The organism is Parabacteroides acidifaciens (assembly GCF_003363715.1).
In the GTDB taxonomy this organism is placed as follows: domain Bacteria; phylum Bacteroidota; class Bacteroidia; order Bacteroidales; family Tannerellaceae; genus Parabacteroides; species Parabacteroides acidifaciens.
The window spans coordinates 1-21,238 of record NZ_QREV01000026.1 but is presented as its reverse complement, the minus strand read 5'-3'; the positions used below and the strand labels follow the sequence as shown (position 1 = coordinate 21,238).

General features: G+C 40.0%; 12 protein-coding genes. 11 read left to right on the top strand and 1 reads right to left on the bottom strand.

The features are described 5' to 3' along the window. Positions 1-2 precede the first annotated feature (2 nt). The 3 genes from DWU89_RS11665 (at position 3) to DWU89_RS11655 (ending at position 4,481) form a co-directional block, all read left to right on the top strand. Entirely contained in the window at positions 3-506 is a 504-nt protein-coding gene (locus tag DWU89_RS11665) for a hypothetical protein (RefSeq protein WP_009037224.1), read from the top strand. 1 nt (position 507) lies between these two features. Beyond that, on the top strand, positions 508-1,539 hold the full coding sequence (locus DWU89_RS11660; RefSeq protein ID WP_115499822.1) for a nucleoid-associated protein: 1,032 nt from the start codon (positions 508-510) through the stop codon (positions 1,537-1,539). Positions 1,540-2,231: 692 nt separating this feature from the next. Then, positions 2,232-4,481 carry a hypothetical protein gene (locus DWU89_RS11655; protein ID WP_115499821.1) on the top strand — a complete coding sequence of 750 codons (2,250 nt, stop codon included), beginning with the start codon at positions 2,232-2,234 and terminating at the stop codon, positions 4,479-4,481. Positions 4,482-4,572: 91 nt separating this feature from the next. Here the strand turns inward: DWU89_RS11655 and dnaK are convergent, their stop codons facing one another. After that, on the bottom strand, positions 4,573-6,489 hold the full coding sequence (dnaK, locus tag DWU89_RS11650) for a molecular chaperone DnaK (RefSeq protein WP_115499820.1): 1,917 nt from the start codon (positions 6,487-6,489) through the stop codon (positions 4,573-4,575). A 946-nt stretch (positions 6,490-7,435) separates the two neighbouring features. Here dnaK and DWU89_RS11645 point away from each other — a divergent pair. From DWU89_RS11645 to DWU89_RS11610, 8 genes are all read left to right on the top strand, one after another. Continuing rightward, the gene (locus DWU89_RS11645; protein ID WP_115499819.1) at positions 7,436-10,573 is read left to right on the top strand and encodes a SusC/RagA family TonB-linked outer membrane protein; all 3,138 of its coding nucleotides are present in this window, start codon (positions 7,436-7,438) and stop codon (positions 10,571-10,573) included. A 19-nt stretch (positions 10,574-10,592) separates the two neighbouring features. Beyond that, the gene (locus DWU89_RS11640) at positions 10,593-12,485 is read left to right on the top strand and encodes a RagB/SusD family nutrient uptake outer membrane protein (protein WP_115499818.1); all 1,893 of its coding nucleotides are present in this window, start codon (positions 10,593-10,595) and stop codon (positions 12,483-12,485) included. 220 nt (positions 12,486-12,705) lie between these two features. After that, a complete protein-coding gene (locus DWU89_RS11635; protein WP_244205898.1) occupies positions 12,706-15,909 on the top strand; it encodes a SusC/RagA family TonB-linked outer membrane protein in 3,204 nt (1,067 codons plus the stop codon). Between the two features lie 19 nt (positions 15,910-15,928). After that, the gene (locus DWU89_RS11630; protein ID WP_187574935.1) at positions 15,929-17,818 is read left to right on the top strand and encodes a RagB/SusD family nutrient uptake outer membrane protein; all 1,890 of its coding nucleotides are present in this window, start codon (positions 15,929-15,931) and stop codon (positions 17,816-17,818) included. A gap of 194 nt (positions 17,819-18,012) precedes the next feature. Beyond that, positions 18,013-19,269 carry a 6-bladed beta-propeller gene (locus DWU89_RS11625; RefSeq protein ID WP_115499817.1) on the top strand — a complete coding sequence of 419 codons (1,257 nt, stop codon included), beginning with the start codon at positions 18,013-18,015 and terminating at the stop codon, positions 19,267-19,269. 40 nt (positions 19,270-19,309) lie between these two features. Further along, on the top strand, positions 19,310-19,609 hold the full coding sequence (locus tag DWU89_RS11620; protein WP_115499816.1) for a hypothetical protein: 300 nt from the start codon (positions 19,310-19,312) through the stop codon (positions 19,607-19,609). Between the two features lie 8 nt (positions 19,610-19,617). After that, on the top strand, positions 19,618-20,307 hold the full coding sequence (locus tag DWU89_RS11615) for a TonB-dependent receptor plug domain-containing protein (protein ID WP_158543373.1): 690 nt from the start codon (positions 19,618-19,620) through the stop codon (positions 20,305-20,307). Between the two features lie 74 nt (positions 20,308-20,381). Further along, a partial coding sequence (locus DWU89_RS11610) for a putative oxidoreductase C-terminal domain-containing protein (RefSeq protein WP_158543371.1) occupies positions 20,382-21,238 on the top strand: 857 nt, incomplete at its 3' end.

The window sequence follows — 21,238 nt, the reverse complement described above, 5'->3', positions numbered from 1 at the left end:
TTATGGAGTATATATTACTTTTTATAGATTTTCTAAGGACACGTGAAAAAAGGATTTTCTTAGTGAATGTTATTATTCCACTGATTGTAAGTATTATTGTTTTTTTGTATTCGGATTCATGCCGCTTCTATAGCGTTGTTGATGCTATTCAGAGTGATATTCTTTCAGTCATTGGCATTCTATTAGGTTTTACAATTTCTGTATTTGCTATATTTTTAACTTCCGAAGGAGCAAATATAGAAAAAGCTCGAAATAGTTATATAGAAAAAGTAAAGTTAGGTTCTGAACCTGTTTCATTATATAGAGCTATTACTATTAATTTCACTTATATAGTTGTAGTAGAAGGCTTTTTGCTGTTGATTGGCATGATTTATCCAATATTTTTCTCAACTACTTTCTTAGTCGGGAAAATATTATTCTCATTTAATGTATTTTTATTGATTCATTGTATATTAATGACTTTGAGATTGATTTTGGATTTTTATTTTGTAATTACAAAAAAATAGTATGATACATATAGATAATGTTATTTTAGACAAGATATGCTTACATAAAGTAGGTAATAAAGTAGAAGAGGAAGGCGTAATCTTTTCAAAATCACCATTGTGTGTAAATGAGAATATCAGTAAGTTGCTTGTTAATTATTTTTTTGCTAATTTCAAGAGCAATGAGTATTATAACCTATTTCATGATTCTGATCTCAATTTAAATGAGATTTTCGTATATGCAAGCAATATATTTGACAATAAAGATTCTATTCTACAACAATCTAAAAATATAGCAAAGCACCTATATAACAAGTCTATGCATCCTAAAATTAATGGAGGAGAGCTTTATATTGCATATTTTAAAGACTGTGTAATAGATGGTCAATTAACAGATGGAGTTGGAATTTTTAAATCTGAAACCAAAGAAACCTATCTAAGAGTTTTTTCTACAGGGGATGATTTTGAAATTAATAGTGATTTTGGTATTAATATTAATAAATTGGACAAGGGGTGTTTGATCTTTAATTTAGAGAGAGAGAAAGGTTTTTTAGTTGGTATCGTTGATAATTCCAGTAAAGGTTCAGAAGCTCGTTATTGGAAAGATGAATTTTTGCATGTAAAGCAGAGAAATGATGAATATTATTATACTAACAATATTATTTCATTATGCAAAAATTTTGTGTCTAAAAACAAAAATATAGATAATGTACAAAAAGCAGATATACTTAATAAAGCTGTATCGTTTTTTGAGAAAAACGATTTCTTTGATATAGACGAGTTCTCTAACCAAATAATTCAGGAACAAAGTCTTAGAGATGAATTTCAAAGCTACAAGAAAACATTTGAAGAAGAAAGAGAAGTTGTAATTGCGGATGATTTTACAATTTCAGAAAATGCGACTAAGAAACAATCAAGAAGCATTAAAAACATAATCAAATTAGATAAAAACTTCAAAATAACAATAGATGGTGATATTAGATATTTAGAGAAAGGTTTCGATGAACATCGCAAATTAAATTTCTATAAGCTTTTCTTTAGAGATGAAGAATAGATTTTATATTTTTATTTGCTAATACAATAAAAACAAATAACTTTGCCCCCAGTATTCTCCATGAGCAAACTACCGCAAAAGCACGTAGAAATTTAGTGGGATAATTCATGGGATATGCTTGAAGCAAGAAATATAAAGTTTTAAATATCAGCGTGGTAACTCTCTTGGGAGAATCCCAGGCGATATATAAACAATGAGATATTTGAATTAAGAATCGTTCTTATAGCGAGCAAAACGATAAAAGATAATCGTGTGCTAAATCATGTGGATTTCCAAATGGAAGAAACTATAAAACGGTGATAATCAACAGAGAGAAGATAATAGTTTTCTTGCTGGTGGCACCACTTAACAAGAGTCATAGAAAAAGAAAATCCCTGAAATACATTGTGTTTCAGGGATTTTCTTTTAAGTTAACCCCCTCAAAAGCCCAAAAAAACGGCAGTTTATAGAACATTTCTCTTTGTTTATTCATATGCTTTTTTTCGGTGCAGAAAAAGCAAACCTTTTGCTCTAAAAATGTATATTTGTCAATCAATTAAGATGTAACAAATGAAATCGATACCTCTATACAAGTTTTATAAAAGATTCAGAATAACAATAAACAAACCGGATCATCCGATCCATTTAAATCTAATAATATGTCAAATAGAATTATAAAATACATTTGCATTTTCTCAATCTCCATTTTAGTAATGCCTTGTTCTCTATCTGCAAATGACGGTGTCGTTTTGGTTTCCGGCGATGCATCGATAACGGTGAAAGCCGTGGAAGGAGGGCTCTATAAATTAAATTTTTCTTATCAGGGAACCCCGATACCCACAATCAACCCGGATGCTACGATTTTTCTGGAATTAGCCGGCTCAAAGGTGCTCTCGGGAAACTATAGCTCGTGTGTGCTTAATAGCAATATGCTTACCTGTCAAGCATTGCTCACGACAAGCTTAGGAACGAACTTTAATGTTTCTGATATATATATTGCCAAAGGCAACGGAATCATTGAGCTCCAGCGCAAAATCCGATTATCAAACTCCAAAGCAGGTGATCGTTTCTTCAACTCCTTTTTCGGCTTTCGTACTGATGAGCAAGCAACGGATCTTACCCGGAACGAATATTTCATACCTGCCGTATGGTATAAAGGTAATTTCACTGTAACCGGGAATATTCCAGAGTATATCCCGCAGATCAACGATACCTATTTTTATTATCGGGAAGATAGAATCACATTGCCTCTTGTTATGTTTCGCAATCCAAGAACGAATTTTACCCTTTCGATCATTCATAAAGATTCCAAATGCGAAACGGTTATCGCCGATGGAAACGGGATTTACACTGATGCCGGTTATCAGTTCGGTTCATTGGGTATAAAGAGAGAAAATAAAGTGATTTATACGAATTTTATATACCCCGGTTCGGAGGCAGAGAGACGAGGGGGACGCGGCCCACGCTATCATCCCATACAAGATGATTTAGTGCATGAATATAATCTGGAACTTTGTTTCTCAAGTGTAAATAACTATGCTACAGCAGTGAAAGACTCATGGGGACATGCTTTCGAATTATACAATCCGACTGTTTATCCGGTCGATCTCGATGTAACCTATAATGGTGTCATCGAAACTTTAATGCATTATTATGGGGAAGACACGAGTATGGGAGGTAAGTACGATGCAGCGGGCTGGCCTTTCGAGGTAGACCTTACCACTTTTGAACCCAGGAACTATGATTATCAAATGGGATTTGTAGGCATGCAGGTTGCAACCGGATATTATATCTATCGGGAAGGAGTGGAAACCGGCAATAACGATATGATAAAAAAAGGGGAAGCCGTGTTGAACTTCTGGGCATCCAAAAGCCAGACATCTTTAGGATTACCACGTGATTGGTATGATCCGGGTTGGTGGGGAAATACCGGCACTTTCCGCGACGGAAGCAACCTGCGTGTAAATACAGGAGGCATGGAAAGCCTGATTGCCGCTTGGGCGTTTGCCAAACGTAGCGGCATCGAAAAGCCCGAATGGCTGGATGCCTGCAAAAGATATGGCGACTGGCTTATAGATAACCAGAACAGAGATGGAAGCTATTATTTTTCTTATAATCATAGGGCCATAAATGCTCAGGGAAAACATCCGGTTACGAATTCAAATAAGTTTCTGACAATTTGTGCGGTCCGTTATTTGGTGGAACTTCATATCGCAGCACAAGCGGATAGTCCCGGTGATAATAAGTATAGGGAAGCGGCTGAAAAGGCAGGCGATTTTTGCTATAGGAATATACATAATACCTATACTTATGTTTCCTGTGTGATTGATAATCCCCGGACGTATGACAGCGAATCGGGTCAAATGGCTCTCAATGGATTCCTGGCCCTTTACGACCTGACGAAAGATGCTAAATGGCTGACGGCAGCCGAACAAGCTGCAACTTATACGGAAAGTTGGGTCCATTGCATGGAGATACCCGTTGAAAATGATAAGGGTAACCGCCCCACGAAATTCCCAAGAGACCGTAGCATCGTGGGACAACACATTATTGCCATAGGACATGCTGGAGCAGACCTCGGGTTTGCATGGAGTTCCTTTGCTTTTTATCGCCTTTACCTGGAAACCGGCAATGAACATTACCTGAAAGTGGCACGCATCTCTGCCCATAATTCCAAACAGTCCATGAACTGGGATCAATCTCTTTTCCCCGGGCAGCAAAGGGGATTACAAATGGAGGTCTTCAATGTGAGTGGGCGTAGGCGTGAAAATGGGGCATTTACCTGTCTCAACTGGAATTATGCCGCACATCTTGACCCGATGTTCCGTTTCAAAGATGCCTTTGGTACACCGAATATGGAAGAAGTAGAGAAGATGAGTTGGGAAAATCGTAAATACTATAATGATATTTATTCACACGTACAGTCGGCAAACTGGGGACAGGATATAGAAAAACCACAGTGATCGGTGAAGAACTTCATAAAAAGAAAAATCGCAGTAAAAAGTTATTCTACTGCGATTTTTTAATCATTGCTTATCGTTTCCGATAAACTATTTATTTCACTTCTTCGAAGTCTACATCAGTTACTCCACCATCCTGTTTGCCATTTCCAGCGTTGCCACCAGCCTGCTGACCGAAATCAGGACCCGGTTGTGCACCACCCTGTGCATTCTGTGCGTTGTACATTTCCTGGCTTGCGGCCTGGAATACGCTGTTCAGTTCTGCAGTAGCAGCATCGATACCGGCGATATCCTGAGCCTTGTGAGCTTCTTTCAATTTATTTAAAGCAGTTTCGATCGGAGCTTTTTTGTCAGCCGGGAGCTTGTCGCCCAGGTCTTTCAACTGTTTTTCAGTTTGGAAGATCATACTGTCGGCCTGGTTCAGCTTGTCGATACGTTCTTTTTCTTTCTTATCGGCTTCAGCGTTAGCCTGAGCTTCTTCTTTCATACGTTTTACTTCGTCGTCGCTCAATCCGCTGGATGCTTCGATACGGATGCTCTGGACTTTACCGGTACCTTTATCTTTCGCAGAGACGTTGAGGATACCGTTTGCGTCGATATCGAAAGTAACTTCAATCTGAGGCACGCCACGCTGTGCGGCAGGTATTCCATCGAGGTGGAAACGTCCGATCGATTTGTTGTCTTTAGCCAATGAACGTTCACCCTGCAATACATGGATTTCCACAGAAGGTTGATTGTCTACGGCTGTCGTAAATGTTTCAGACTTCTTAGTCGGAATAGTCGTATTGGCTTCGATCAACTTGGTCATAACGCCACCCATTGTTTCGATACCCAATGACAATGGAGTCACATCCAACAACAGAACGTCTTTTACTTCACCTGTCAACACGCCGCCCTGTATAGCAGCACCTACAGCTACCACTTCGTCCGGATTAACACCTTTGGACGGAGCTTTGCCGAAGAACTTCTCAACAATAGCTTGTACGGCCGGGATACGTGTTGAACCACCTACCAAGATTACTTCGTCGATGTCGGAAGTACTCAAACCTGCATCTTTCAAAGACTGGCGGCACGGTTCGATACAAGCCTGGATCAGGCTGTCTGCCAATTGTTCGAATTTGGCACGAGTCAGTGTCTTAACCAAGTGCTTTGGAATACCGTTAACCGGCATGATATACGGAAGGTTGATTTCCGTGCTTGTTGTGCTTGACAATTCGATCTTAGCCTTTTCAGCAGCTTCTTTTAAACGTTGCAAAGCCATCGGGTCCTTGCGCAGGTCGACACCTTCTTCGCGCAGGAATTCTTCAGCCAACCAGTCGATGATTACATGGTCGAAGTCATCACCACCCAGGTGAGTATCACCGTTAGTCGATTTAACTTCAAACACACCGTCGCCCAGTTCCAGGATAGAGATATCGAATGTACCGCCACCAAGGTCGAATACGGCGATTTTCATGTCTTTGTTCGTCTTATCCAGACCATAAGCTAAAGATGCAGCTGTCGGTTCGTTTACGATACGACGAACATTCAAACCTGCAATTTCACCTGCTTCCTTTGTTGCCTGACGCTGTGCATCGCTAAAGTATGCCGGAACAGTGATAACGGCTTCTGTCACTTCCTGTCCCAGATAGTCTTCTGCTGTTTTCTTCATTTTCTGCAGGATCATAGCTGAGATTTCCTGCGGTGTGTATAGGCGTCCTTCGATGTCGACACGCGGAGTATTGTTGTCGCCACGTACTACTTTGTAAGGTACGCGGTTGATCTCTTTCTGTACCTGATCGTAGGTTTCACCCATGAATCGTTTGATAGAGAATATTGTTTTTTCAGGGTTGGTGATTGCCTGACGTTTTGCCGGATCACCTACCTTGCGTTCGCCACCTTCTACAAATGCAACGATTGAAGGAGTCGTTCTTTTACCTTCGCTGTTTGCAATGACAACCGGTTCGTTACCTTCGAGTACGGCAACACACGAGTTGGTTGTTCCTAAGTCGATTCCGATAATTTTTCCCATAATTTTCTTCTATTTTAATTGTTATTATTTTCCTTGTATTTGCTTTTCTCTTTCGAGCTGCACTAATTATCTTACAAATCGTATGCCAAAGTAACAAGGATGCCTTTGGAAAAGTTTAGCTGACAGAAAGTGTGACAATACGTCAGTTTTCGGATTGGCTTCTAACTAAAATGTGGTTTTTATTATTATATGTATGTTAGTGGGGAGAGGCAAAGGCATTCTGACAGCCTTTAAAATTAGTAAAGCAATCTCTATTGATATTGGTTCTATTCTGTACTCTAAAAGTGATGTGTACGAAACAAAGTTACATTAAATCTATGCTTAGTAGCAGATTTGCATTTATATACCTCTTCCTGAAATACTTCTTTCCATGTAGTCCATAGATGAAATGAGCTTAAAACCGGTTAATGTGTGGATTTGGTAAATCATTATGAGAATCAGTTTTTGATAATAAAATATTGATGTATAGCTATTTGTGTTTTAAGATCGTGTAAATGTGATTTTAAAGTATATTTTTGATTTGAAGTGTGTAATGTGTTGAATATAAGAATTTTATACTGATTGTAAATGACTAAAAAAAACGTACATTTATTTTCGCCAAAGATATTAACTTATATTGAATAATGAAAACTTTCTTTGCTTTTTTTGATGATTTGTGATAAATATCTATAGCACAATTGTTTAATGTGTATATTGGAAGTAGATATATACAGAGATATTTAGTAAAAATAGCTTTTGAAAAATGACTAAAAAAAACGTACGTTTTTTTTAGTCATTTTATAGATGAAGAAAATGTATAAAGTGTTGAATCTTAATATTTATTATTATGAATAGTGGATAATCTATTGTGCGTGTTTGATGGCTTGTGTGAACGTACACAATGTGATGGTTTAATGCAAGAAAGAGTTTTACTAACTAATTATTTAATACCAATTTAAATGAGAATATGAGAAAACATGTGTTTAGTCTTGTGTCCCGTTGTACTTTTGTATTATTGTTGATGAGTGTTTTTGCGTGTTATGCGAGCGCTCAAGGATTAACAGTAACGGGAGTTGTGAAAGACCAATCTGGCGAAGCGTTGATTGGCGTGAACGTGATGGAAAAAGGAACAACAAATGGTTCTATCACGGATATAGATGGAAAGTACAGTGTTACTGTAACAGGAAAAAACCCCATTTTAGTCTTTTCCTATATCGGTTATTTGACTCAGGAAATACCGGTATCCAATCGAAAAGTGATTAATTTGACCATGAAAGAAGATTCTGAGGAATTGGAAGAAGTGGTAGTAATCGGTTACGGTACGGCTAAGAAAAAGGATTTGACCGGGGCGATTTCTTCTGTAAGAACAGAAAACTTGGAGAAAGAAAGTCCTCGTTCTGTTCAGGATCTTCTGCGTGCAAATGCAGCCGGTTTATCAATTAAAATGTCTACGAATGCAGCAGGGACAGGGGATGTTCAGATTCGTGGAAAAAATACATTGACAGCCGGATCCAGTCCGCTATATGTTTTGGATGGTGTTATTTTTAATGGAGATCTTTCCGATATAAATCCAATAGATATCCAATCTGTTGATGTATTGAAAGATGCCAGCTCCGTTGCTGTTTATGGAGCAAAAGCAGCAAATGGTGTAATTGCAATTACGACTAAAAAAGGTAAGACCTCAAAACCAGTGGTTAATTTTAATACCAATCTGGGTTTGGTGCAGCCTTCCCGCATACCATCTGTTGTTGATGGTGCCGGTTTTATCAAGTTTCGACAGGAATATTCTGAAAGCCTGCTGACAAAGGAAGAGTTAGCCGCTAAACCGGGTATGTATACCGATCCGAGGTTGTTGAGTAATAGCGGAATAGATCCTTTATCATGGTATAACTACGATCAGTCGACTCCTGCTACATCTTTACCCTCCAATGAGCAGATGATTACAACCTGGTTGTCCCGTTTGAACTTTAAAAATATTGAAGTAGAGAATTACTTGAATGGGATAGAGACTAATTGGGATGATTATATTTTTCAGACAGGTCTTCAGCAAGATTATACGGCAAGTGTTTCAAACCGTACGGATGATTTCTCTTATTACTGGTCTTTAGGCTATGCGGATCGTGACGGGATTCAAACAGGTGATTGGTACAAGACGTTCCGTACCCGTTTGAACTTAGAATCTAAAGTAAATAGCTTCCTGACAATTGGTTTGACTTCTTCTTTTGCTACCAAAGATGAAAGTGCATTAGCCGCAGATGCCGTTCAGCGCGAACGTAATTCACCATATACAACTAATGATATAGATGATTTGGAGAGCCCGTACCGGATGTATCCTAATGGTGATAATAATTCGAAGAACCCGTTTTTTGACAATCTGTATACCGATCGTAAAAAAATTACGCATACTTTGAATGCTAATATATATGGTATAGTGAAATTGCCTTTCGGTTTCGAGTATCAGATGAACTTTACTCCGACTTATAAATGGTATGAATATTATAACCATAAATCATCCCAACATCCCGAATGGGCAGGAGAAGGAGGTAACTCGGAGCGTACCAATCAGAAAACATTCGGTTGGTTGCTGGATAATATTGTCCGTTGGAAAATGGACTTTGGAAAGGATCATAGACTCGAAGCTACTTTCCTGGCTAATGCTGAAAAAGAACAGTATTGGAGCACAACTGCAAAAAATACACAGTTTTCACCGAGTGATGTCCTTGGCTATCATAATATCGGGGCCGGAACAGTTCCAGTTGTCTCCAGTGAAGATAAATACAAAACGGGTGATGCTCTGATGGGACGTGTCTTCTATTCTTTTAAAGATAAATATATGTTGACTGCATCTGTTCGTCGTGACGGTTATTCTGCCTTCGGACAGGCGAATCCGCGTGCCACTTTCCCTGCTGTTGCCTTAGGATGGGTTTTTACATCCGAAAAGTTCCTGGAACCGGCAAGTAATTGGTTGAATTATGGAAAGTTGCGTTTCTCATGGGGGCAGAACGGAAACCGCGATATCGGCCAGTACGATGCATTGGCAAGTCTTACTTCCGGCTTACATCCCTATATCGATCAGAACGGGAACATATATATCACATCACAAATTTATGTTAGCCGTATGGCTAATGCCGATTTGAAGTGGGAACGTACGGCATCTTACAATATCGGTTTGGATTTTTCGATGTTGGGAGATCGCCTGAGAGGTTCTGTTGAAACTTACATGACTGAAACTCAGGATTTGTTGGTCAACCGTTCTTTGCCTTCTATTTTAGGTTTTGCAGACGTTAAGGCTAATTTGGGTAAATTGGCAAATAAAGGGTTTGAATTATCTTTGAATGGTGATGTCATCAGTACGAATGACTTTATGTGGACCTCTTCCGGAACTTTCTCCTTTAACCGTCGTAAATTGAAAAAATTGTATGGTGACATGGTTGATGTTTTGGATAAAGATGGTAATGTCATTGGACAGAAGGAAGCAGATGATATTGGAAACAAATGGTTTATCGGCCATGATCCCGACCAGATCTGGGATTATGAAGGAAAAGGCGTATGGCAATTGGGTGAAGAAGAAGAAGCAGCCAAATATGGTTGTAAACCAGGTGACTTCCGGTATATCGATCAAAACAATGATGGTGTGATGAATGACGACGACAAGGTGTTCCAGGGATATACGACTCCCCGTTTCTACTGGTCATGGAGAAATGAATTCAGTTATAAAGACTTCAGTTTTTCTTTTATGGTATACTCCCATGTCGGACAATATGGAACATTCAATCGCGCGGCAAATACCGGTGGTACGTATGACCGATATTCAATTGTCGATTTACCGCGTTGGACAATCGATAATCCTACAAACGACTACGGACGTATCGGTTCCTATAATTTAGGTAGCCATTATGTAAAGAAGACGTTTGTCCGTATGGAAAACATCACTTTGTCTTATAATGTGCCGAAGACCTTCCTGAGCAAGTTTAAGGTGCAGAATATGCGTCTTTCTTTAAGTGCCCGCAATCCGTTTGTGATTTCAAATTGGTCATTCGGTGACGTAGAAGGCGGCGATTATACAATGAGATCCTATAATCTTAGTGTTAACTTTACTCTTTAATAAAAGAATAATCAGAAATATGAAAAAGAATAAACATATAAAGAAATGTGTAATAGGAGCGTTAGCTGTATTACCTTTACTGACGACCGGTTGTAAAGAAAGTTGGTTGGATCCGAAGCCTCTTTCGTTCTATACGCCGGAAAATACCTATGTGGATGCAAATGGTTTATACGCAGCTATTGTTGCTTGCGAGCGTAATATGAGGCATGAGTACTTCGGTGATTTATCTCCGATTTTAACAGAAATGTACACTTCGGATATCGCGGTCCATGGAAAGACGGATGAAAGCGGTTCTCTCGTTGATTTTGATAATTACATGATTCCGACTCAATCGAGAAGTGATGCTAAAAATAAAATGAAATGGTATTGGGATGAAGGGTTTAAAGGTATCAAATATGCCAATATCGTAATTAGCCGCCTGGATGCCGCTACGTTTAAAGATGAAGCGGAACGGAATGCCGTTTTGGGTGCAGCCTATTTCCAGCGCGCCTATCGCTATTATAAGCTGACTCATCAGTTTGGGGATGTGCCTTTTCTCGATAAAGAAATTACCTCTCCGAAACTGGACTTCTATTCACACGACCGCTGGAGTATTCTTGAACAGTGTAAGTCTGATATGGAGTTTGCCTGGCAATGGGTTCCGGAGAAAGTTGATCGTGGCAAAACATCAAAGGCTGCCTGTGGAGTATTATTGATGAAAATTTACATGTGCTTGGGTGAATTTGATCGGGCAATTGAAGTCGGGAAAGAAATCGTTGCAAATAATCCGTTGATGACAAGCCGTTTTACGACAAACAAGACAAAGCCGAATACGAACCTGATGCATGACTTGCATAGTGTAGAGGCAAAGATGGATATGTCGAATACGGAAGGCTTGATGTATGTTGTTTCCTATCCGGATGTGGAAGGTCGAGACAGGATACAAACCATGCGTAATGCAACTCCTTATTGGGCGAAAGGTGCTGCGATCATGACACCTGCCGGGGAAACTGGAACCGCTATTTCACCGGCTTCTGCAGATAAAGAGACAGAAATAGATAATGATTTTAATGTTGGCCGTGGTATTGGAACTTGCCGTCCGACAAATTATTACCAGTATGAAATCTGGACCGATAAAGAGAAGAATGACCTTCGTGGTCCTAATAACCATGATAGCTGGCGACGTATGACTGATTTGTATTATAACGAACCGGGGTTGAAAAGTAAGTCGGAATGGTATGGCAAGCATTTGGTACGTCCTGTTAATATAAGTGTTTCCGACTCTGTACGCTGTTGGTTCATGTGGCCGCATTACAAAATCTTTGTTCCGGATCCAACAAAGGCAACAGACCGTAGCGGAGGGGAAACTCCTTGGTATATCTATCGTTCGGCAGAAGTCTATCTGATGTTAGGCGAATGTTATTATTGGAAAGACCAACCACAGGAAGCTGCCAATATGCTGAATGTTGTTCGTGAGCGTGCCGGTGCAGAACCTTTGACAGCATCTGAGATTAATATCGGTGCAATTCTCGCAGAGCGTGCCCGTGAATTGTATTACGAAGAAAACCGTCATGTAGAGTTGGTTCGTATAGCTTACACTTATGCTAAACTGGGTAAATCCTGTGAAGTTTTCGGTGGCCGTGTTTATAAACTGGATAATATATCAGGCCCCGGCGGAACAGGTTCTAATGTGAAAGAAATGGGGTATAACTTCTGGTATGACTGGATGATGACACATAATAACTTTTTCCGTGACGGCGTTGAAATTGCTTATGGAAAATACCGTATCAGTGTCCACCATATTTTGTGGCCGATTCCGAATACCGCAATCTCGACAAATACAGGTGGTGTAATCAACCAGAACATCGGTTATCCGGGCGCTGAAAACAATATCACCCCGTTGAAGGTAGGCGAAGAAACGCCGGCTAAATAACAAATCGGCAAGAAAGCGCGATACACATAACAACAACAACGCGCAAGAGGCATGTGCCGTCGGGAAGACAGCAAGCGAGCTTTATTACTCCCGCAGGCCATGCCTCTTTTTTTCTGTAGTTGAAGTTGCAAACATAGTCTTATTATTTGCAAAAAAAGGCTATGTTACAAGTCTCTTTTCTCTCTAATATTGTGTCAGGTTAAATTTAAATAATATTAGTATGAAAAAATGGACAACTGAATCTCCAAGTAATTACTTGGCTATCAGGAGATATGCATATCTCCTGATAATCTTCCTCTGTATAATAAATATTGGAGGAGTATCTGCTCAGAACTTACCGATTACCGGAAAAGTCGTAGACATGTCGGGCGAACCTCTTATCGGGGTTAATGTTTTACAGAAAGGGACGACTAATGGTTCCATAACCGATATTAATGGGGAATACAGTATTTCCGTTTCCGGTAAGAATGTCGTATTGGTCTTTTCTTACATTGGTTATCTGGCACAGGAAATTCCGGCAGGTAAGCAAAACAAGATTAATGTGAAATTGAAGGAAGATACACAAAATCTGGAAGAAGTCGTTGTTATTGGTTATGGTACGGCAAAGAAAAAAGATTTAACTGGTGCGATTTCGACTATTAAGACTGATCAATTGGTTGCCGAAGCTCCTGGTTCCATTCAGGATTTGATGCGTGCTAATTCTCCGGGTTTAAATATTGGTATGTCGACTGGTGCAAAAGACCAATCAAGTTTGCAAATTCGAGGGAAAAATACGTTAAAGGCTGGATCATCTCCTCTGATTGTCTTGGATGGAGTGATTTTTGAAGGATCTCTTAATGATATTAATCCGGTTGATATTGAGGCGATTGATGTTTTGAAAGATGCCAGTTCTGCAGCTGTTTATGGAGCAAAGGCCGCAAATGGGGTAGTTGTTGTTACGACAAAAAAAGGAAAAGCTGGTAAACCTGTTGTTAATTTTAATACAAACATAGGGTTTGTACAGGTTGCTAATCAACAAAAAATATTGGATGGTGAAGGTTTTGTGAAATATCGTCAGGATTATGAAGTTACCCGTAATTCGGCCGAATATCTGGCTAAGTATCCGGAGATTTTTAGTGATCCTCGCAAGTTGCAGAATGTTGATCAGTTAACTTGGTATAATTATACGCAAAAGACTCCGGTTTCCTCCGTTTCAGAAGATGATTTGGTTCGTTCCTGGTTGGCTCGTTTGGATTTTAAGGCGCCGGAAATAGATAATTATATGATAGGAAATGAGACCGCTTGGGATGATCTGGTCTTTCAGACAGGTTTCCAGCAAGACTATACAGCCAGTGTTTCAAATCGTACGGATAATATGTCATATTACTGGTCATTGGGTTATTCAGATCGGGAAGGAATTATAACGGGCGACAAAATGACAAATTTCCGTACACGTTTGAATCTGGAATCGAAGATTACCAATTTCCTGACAGTAGGTTTGCGGTCCAGCTTTTCTTCACGTGATGAGAAGGATTTAAATAATTATGATTCGAACGGGAATAACGATAAAGATAAATACTGGCTTTGTGATTGGGAACAAATGATTCGGATTTCCCCGTACGGCTCTAATAACTTGGACGATCCGGACAGCCCATACCGCCGTTGGCCGACAGGAGACGCTACTCCTGTGAATCCGTTTTATGATAATTTGTATCGCGACCGAAAAAAGATGTATTCTACATTGGATGCTAATATGTATGCCAAAGTATCACTGCCGTTTGGTATTGAATATCAGATGAATTTTACTCCGCATTATGAATTTTACGAATTATACAGCCATGAGTCTTCTGAAAATGAAAACTGGGCAAGTCAAGGCGGTAGCTCTGTGCGTACGACACGTAAGAAATTCAGTTGGCAGATTGATAATATCTTCAGCTGGAGGCGTGAATTTAATAAATTGCATACTGTCGAAGCTACGTTTTTGATTAACGCGGAAAAAGGCCAATCCTGGAAACAGACGGCAAAAGCATCTAATTATTCACCAAGCGATATTTTGGGATATCACCGCTTACAAGCCGGAACCGTTCCTTTGGTAGAGAGTGACGATACGTATAAAACAGGTGATGCATTGATGGGACGTTTATTCTATTCCTTTAAAAACCGTTATATGTTAACAGCATCTGTTCGTCGCGATGGTTATTCTGCTTTTGGACAAATGCATCCGAGAGCCGTTTTTCCGGCTGTTGCATTAGGATGGACCTTTAGCTCTGAAAGGTTTATGGAAAATATGAGTTCCTGGTTGAATTATGGTAAATTGAGAGTATCCTGGGGACAGAATGGTAACCGTGATATCGGCCAGTATGAAGCTCTTTCCGACCTGACTTCAGGATTACATCCTTACATCGATCAAAACGGTACTATTTATACTTCTTCCCAGTTGTACGTAAACCGTATGTCGAATAGAGCTTTAAAATGGGAAAGGACGACATCTTATAATGTCGGATTGGATTATTCCCTGTTTAACGATATCATCGGTGGATCGATGGAATTTTATGTGTCGAAAACAAACGATTTGTTAGTGGACCGTGTCCTACCGGAAATTACCGGTTTCAACAGTGTGGCATCTAATTTAGGTGAAATCAAGAATAAGGGATTCGAGATATCTCTCAATGCCAATATTATCAAAAAGGAAAACTTTTCATGGTCGGCAACCGGCAACTTTTCTTTGAACCGTAGAAAGGTCACTCATTTGTATGGGGAAATGGTAGATGTTGTAGATGATAATGGTAATGTTATCGGACAGAAAGAGGCAGATGACATTAAAAACAAATGGTTTATCGGGCATGACACCGAACAGATTTGGGACTATGTACGCGATGGTGTATGGCAGATGGATGAAGCGGAGGAGGCTGCCAAATATGGTTGCCAGCCTGGCGACTTCAAATATCTGGATTTGGATAAAGATGGAGTGATGACGGATAAGGATAAAGTATTCCAGAAAAACAAAACTCCGCAGTTCCGTTGGACGTTCCGGAATGAGTTCACATTTTATAAGAATTTGTCTTTATCATTCATGATGTATTCGCAGTGGGGGCATTATGCTTCTTTCAACCGTGCAGCCAATGTTTCTAACTTCCCGGACCGTTGTACTGAGTATGTCCAGCCTCACTGGATGCCGGAAAATCCGATAAATGACTATGCCCGTATCGGCTCTAAAAATATAGGAACTAATTATCTTGAAAAGTCTTTTATCCGTTTGGACAATATCACCCTGTCTTATAATGTCCCGAAGAATTTCCTAAAGAAAGTCTTCGTACAAGATATGCGTGTGTCTATGAGTGTACGTAATGTAGCTGTATTCTCTCCCCATTGGGATTTCTGGGATCCGGAAACAGGAGTTCCGACTCCTCGTACCTATAATTTGAGTGTGAACTTTACTTTATAATTAAAAAATCAGAGCAAATATGAAAAAGATAAATATAAGAAAATATACGGTTTTGGGCGGTACTGCAGCTTTGTTGACGACAATAGTGGCTTGTAGTGACTCCTGGTTGGAACCCAAACCACTGTCATTTTATACACCTGAAAATGCATATGTAAATGCTGAAGGGCTTTATGGCGCCTTGACTTCCTGCGAACGTAATATGCGTCATGAGTTTTTCGGGGATGCAGCTCCTATTGTAACGGAGATGGTACAGTCCGATATTTGTGTGGAGGGAACGACTGATAAAGCCGGTCCGCAGATGGATATGGATAATACATTACTGCCGGATATGGATCTGAATAATGGGGATAAAACCAAAACCGGTTGGTATTGGTACGAGGGCTTTAAAGCAATAAAGTATTCCAATGTGGTTATTTCCCGTTTGGACGCTGCCACCTTTAAAAACGAGGCGGAAAAAAATGCCGTTTTAGGAGCTGCTTATTTTCAGCGTGCGTATCGCTATTTCAAGTTAACGCATCAGTTCGGAGATGTCCCGTTTATAGATGGGGAGCTTACTATTCCGAAATATGATTTCTATTCTTATGACCGTTGGAGTATTTTGGAGAAGATGAAGGAAGAAATGGAGTACGCCTACCAATGGGTTCCTGAAAAAGTGGATCGAGGAAAAACTTCAAAAGCGGCTTGTGGGGTTTTATTGATGAAAATCTGCATGACATTAGGTGATTTTGACCGGGCATTGGCTGTCGGAAAAGAAATAGTTGCCAATCATCCTTTGATGACTACTCGTTTTACAGCTAACCAGTCAAAAGCCCATACAAATTTGATGCATGATTTGCATAGTGTGGAGGCCAAACTGGATATGAGTAATACGGAAGGTCTGATGTATGTTGTAGCCTATCCGGAAGTGGATGGTTCCGACCGTATACAGACGATGCGTAACGGTGTCCCCTTTTGGAATAGCGGTGCGATTAAAACGCCGGATGGTCAAACCGGAACGAGCGTAAACATCGCAGCCGACGAGACAGATCCGGAAATGGATTTGAATAAAACATACGGTCGTGGTATCGGACGTGCTCGTCCGACAAATTATTTCCAGTATACGATTTGGACGGATAAGGAGAAAAATGATTTGCGAAGTCCGAACAATCACGATAGTTGGAGGCGTATGGAGGATTTGCATTATAATAATCCGAGCTTGAAAGGGAAGAATGAGTGGTACGGTAAGAATTTTGTAAAGAATCCGGCTATGTCAGTGGAAGATTCCATCCGTTGCTGGTTTATGTGGCCGCATTATAAAGTATTTGTCCCGGATCCACTGCAACAACAATGGGCAGGAGGTGAAACTCCTTGGTATATTTACCGCTCGGCAGAAGTGTATCTGATGATGGGAGAATGCTATTATTGGAAAGATCAGCTTCAGGAAGCAGCAAATATGCTGAATGTGGTTCGTGAGCGTGCGGGTGCAGATCCACTGACAGCTGCTGATATTAATATTGGAGCCATTCTGGACGAACGTGCCCGCGAACTATATTACGAAGAAAACCGTCATTTGGAGTTGGTGCGTATATCCTATATTTATGCAAGAACAGGAAAACCTTGTGAAGTTTTTGGCGGACGGGTATATAAATTGGATAATCTGTCCGGTCCTGGAGGTACAGGTTCGAATATCAAAGAAACAGGTTATAACTTTTGGTATGACTGGGTAACGGCTAAGAATAATTTCTATAATAAAGGAGTTAAGCATAAATGGGCCGAATATAAGATTAGCGTACATCATATTTTGTGGCCGGTTCCGGCAAGTGCCATCAATACCAATTATGGTGGTGTACTGAACCAGAACATCGGTTATCCGGGCGCTGAAAACAACATAACCCCGTTGAAAGTGGGCGAAGAAACGCCGGCTAAATAACAAGTCGACAAAAAAGCGCGATACACATAACAACAACGCGTAAGAGGCATGTGCCGTCGGGAAGACTGCAAGCGAGCTAATCTCCCGTAAGCCATGCCTCTTTTTATGTGGGTATCGATATTATTGTTAGTATTGATTTTAATAGACACCCTCAAGATGGGAATTCAAATAAAACCATATATTAAGAGTTAATCATGAAGAAAATCGTATTTGTCATATTGGTGGTAGTCGGGTGGGCTTGTTCAAGTAAAAAAGTGGAAGAGAAAACCATGACCATTAACTTGAGTCAAGCATTGGAACAACTTGAAGAAATTTCGGTGGAGGACATCGGGTATCATATTGATTATGTGTCGTTGGAAACAACAGATGAGTCTCTGATAGGAGATAGGGCTTATATCAGGATATTGAAAGATAGATTGCTTGTTGGCTCTCGTGAGCAACCGGTAAAAATGTTCGATCGTAAGACCGGTAAATTTATCAGATGCATCGGGAAGATCGGGCAAGGGGCGGATGAATATCTATTGCAGGATGGTCTTCCAGTTTTTTGGACGGACGATGTGTCGGGCATCATCTATATCCAGACAGAAGGTCAACGGATTTTACGTTTTGATGCGGATGGAAATCCGTTGGAGCATATCAATCTGCCGGAAGGGATGCCAAGGTTGCAAGGATTGTCTATAATCGGAAACGGAGGCAATTTGTATTTTTACTCAAAAACTCTATTCAACAAGTATGAAGACAAAATATTTTCATATAATGTCCCGAATAAAAAGGTACAAAGTGAAATCGTGAATCAAGATGATACGATACCTTTTGAACTCTTCAGGACACCAATTTTTTTGGGAGGGTATGGAAATATTCCTGTTTCTACTCGTTGCCTGATTTTGTATTTGAAAAACGACAAAGTCGTCTTTGATTATACAAAGGAACCTTGTTTATGGACATTCGGTGATCAAGTCTATTTTAAAGAGAACTTTAACGATACCATTTATTGTGTATCGGATCAGTTGTTGGAACCTCGATATGTTTTTGACTTAGGTTTCAGGCATTGGCCTTATGAAGAGCGGTATAATCCGGAAGGGAACGAGGATAAGATTGCTTTCAACTATGTGCTGGAGGGTGAAAAAGTCCTGTTTTTTGTTTTCCAAACCAATTATTATGAGATTAACTATAAAGGATTGGGCAAAGACGAAACGTACTGGGGTATTTATGATAAAGGAAATGGAAAGGTTAAGGTCATGGCGAAAGGAATGATAAGCGATTCGGCAAACGGGCTTTTCATTAAATCACTCCAGACAGCAACCGCCAAAGGTGAATTGGCTGGATTATTGGACGTAACCGAAGTGAAAGAATGGATCGAAGATAATCCTTCTAAAAAAGATAATCAAGTACGGCAGCTCTTGTCTGATTTACCTGACGAAAGTAACCCGATTGCTGTGATTGTCGAATAGATGTTTTTTCAATTATAAAAGACATAATTCTCGTGGATATATGCAGGAAGTGAAAGTTACAAATGTACATGCTTTATTTGATAAGGAATCGGGTGTGCTAACTTTATTGGACCAACCTGTCAAGCATAAATACTTAGGTTTCCGCAATGATCTTGATGGTGGCCCTGTCTTCTGGCCAAAATTTGTTTCATCTGGAAATGAAATGGTCACTTGGTTCACGGCAGACGAGCTTTTGGCTATTTATGAACAGTTACCGAATCCGTCTGCAGAATTGAAAGCGCTGGTTAAGAAATTGAGTCCGGACGATAATCCGGTGTTAATGATAGTAACTTTAAAATGAATATGGATATGAAAAAGATCGTGTTTTTATTATTGGTCGTTTTTATTGCAAGTTCAAATTGTTTGGATTTGTGTGCACAGAAGAAGGATGTGACAGGATGTGTTGTCGATATGGATGGAAAACCTGTCAAAGGGGCTCGTATTGGTGTTGTCAATACGAAGATCATAGAGAAGACGGATAAGAAAGGCGAATTTTCTTTGAAGAATGTGTTGCCAACGGATAGCGTGGTCATTTATCTGAAAGGAAATAGGGGGTCCAGATTTCTGTTAGGTGATGTTACGCAGCTTTTGCTGAAAGTGAAAAGTGATGCTCTGGTGATCGATAACGGTAAGGGTTCTACCAATTCCGTATCCGTTGAAACACTGGTTTTTAAAAGATACGGTAGCGGCTCTGTCATAACGGCACAAATGATAGAACGTAATGGCTATTTGACAATAAAAGAGGCGATTAAAGCTTGTATTCCGGGTATTAGTTTTAATTATTCGGACGGGGAGGATAAGATTGTCATCAGAGGTTCAAAGAGTTTGAATCTTTCAACTGATCCGCTGGTTATCCTGGATGGCGCAGAAACGACATTCAGTGCCGCAAATCAAGGTTGTCATGTGAATGATGTTCAGATGATAGAGGTGATTAAGGATGGTTTAGGCTATGGAGCGAAAGGGGCGAATGGAGTGATTGTGATAAAGACGAAAAAATAGAAATGTTTTATTATCTTTGCCCCGATATATACAGTTTGAAGTGAAAAGCTTACAAATAATTTAATAATAATAGTATGAAAAACTATCTTCTATTCTCTATGGCGGCTCTGTTGGTAGGAGCTTCCTGTAACACAAAACAGGAAAAAGCGGCTGAAGGCTTTACCGGTGCGCCGGGTGAGGTCAAGTTGATTACGCTTGATCCGGGACATTTCCATGCTGCGTTAGTGCAGAAAGTGTCTTATCCGCAAGTTTCTAAAGATGTTTATGTGTACGCACCCACTGGCTTCGATGTGAATGAACATCTAAAGCGTATCGAGGGCTTTAATACACGTGCGGAGAATCCGACGCAGTGGAATGAAATCGTTTATACCGGTTCGGATTATCTGGAAAAAATGCTGGCTGAAAAGAAAGGCAATGTCATGATTCAGGCAGGAAATAATGGAAAGAAAACCGAATACATTAAAAAAACACTTGAAGCCGGTATCAATGTGCTTTCAGATAAGCCGATGGCTATTAATAGCCAGAATTTCAAATTGCTCGAAGAATGTTTCGATATTGCGAAGCAGAAGAACATCATGTTGTATGATATCATGACTGAAAGAAATGAGATCACAACTATGTTGCAGCGTGAACTTTCTACTATTCCGGCAATCTATGGTGAACAGTTGAAAGGTTCTCCCGAAGAACCGGCTATTGTAAAAGAAAGTGTACACCATCTGTTCAAGCTGGTAGACAATAAACCGTTGACACGTCCGGTTTGGTATTTCGATGTGACCCAGCAGGGCGAGGGTATCGTCGATGTAACGACCCATTTGGTAGACCTTGTCCAGTGGGAAGCATTCCCGGAACAGATTATCGACTATAAGAATGATATCGAACTGTTGGATGCTAATCGTTGGACCACTTCTATCAGTCCGGAAGAGTTTAAGCA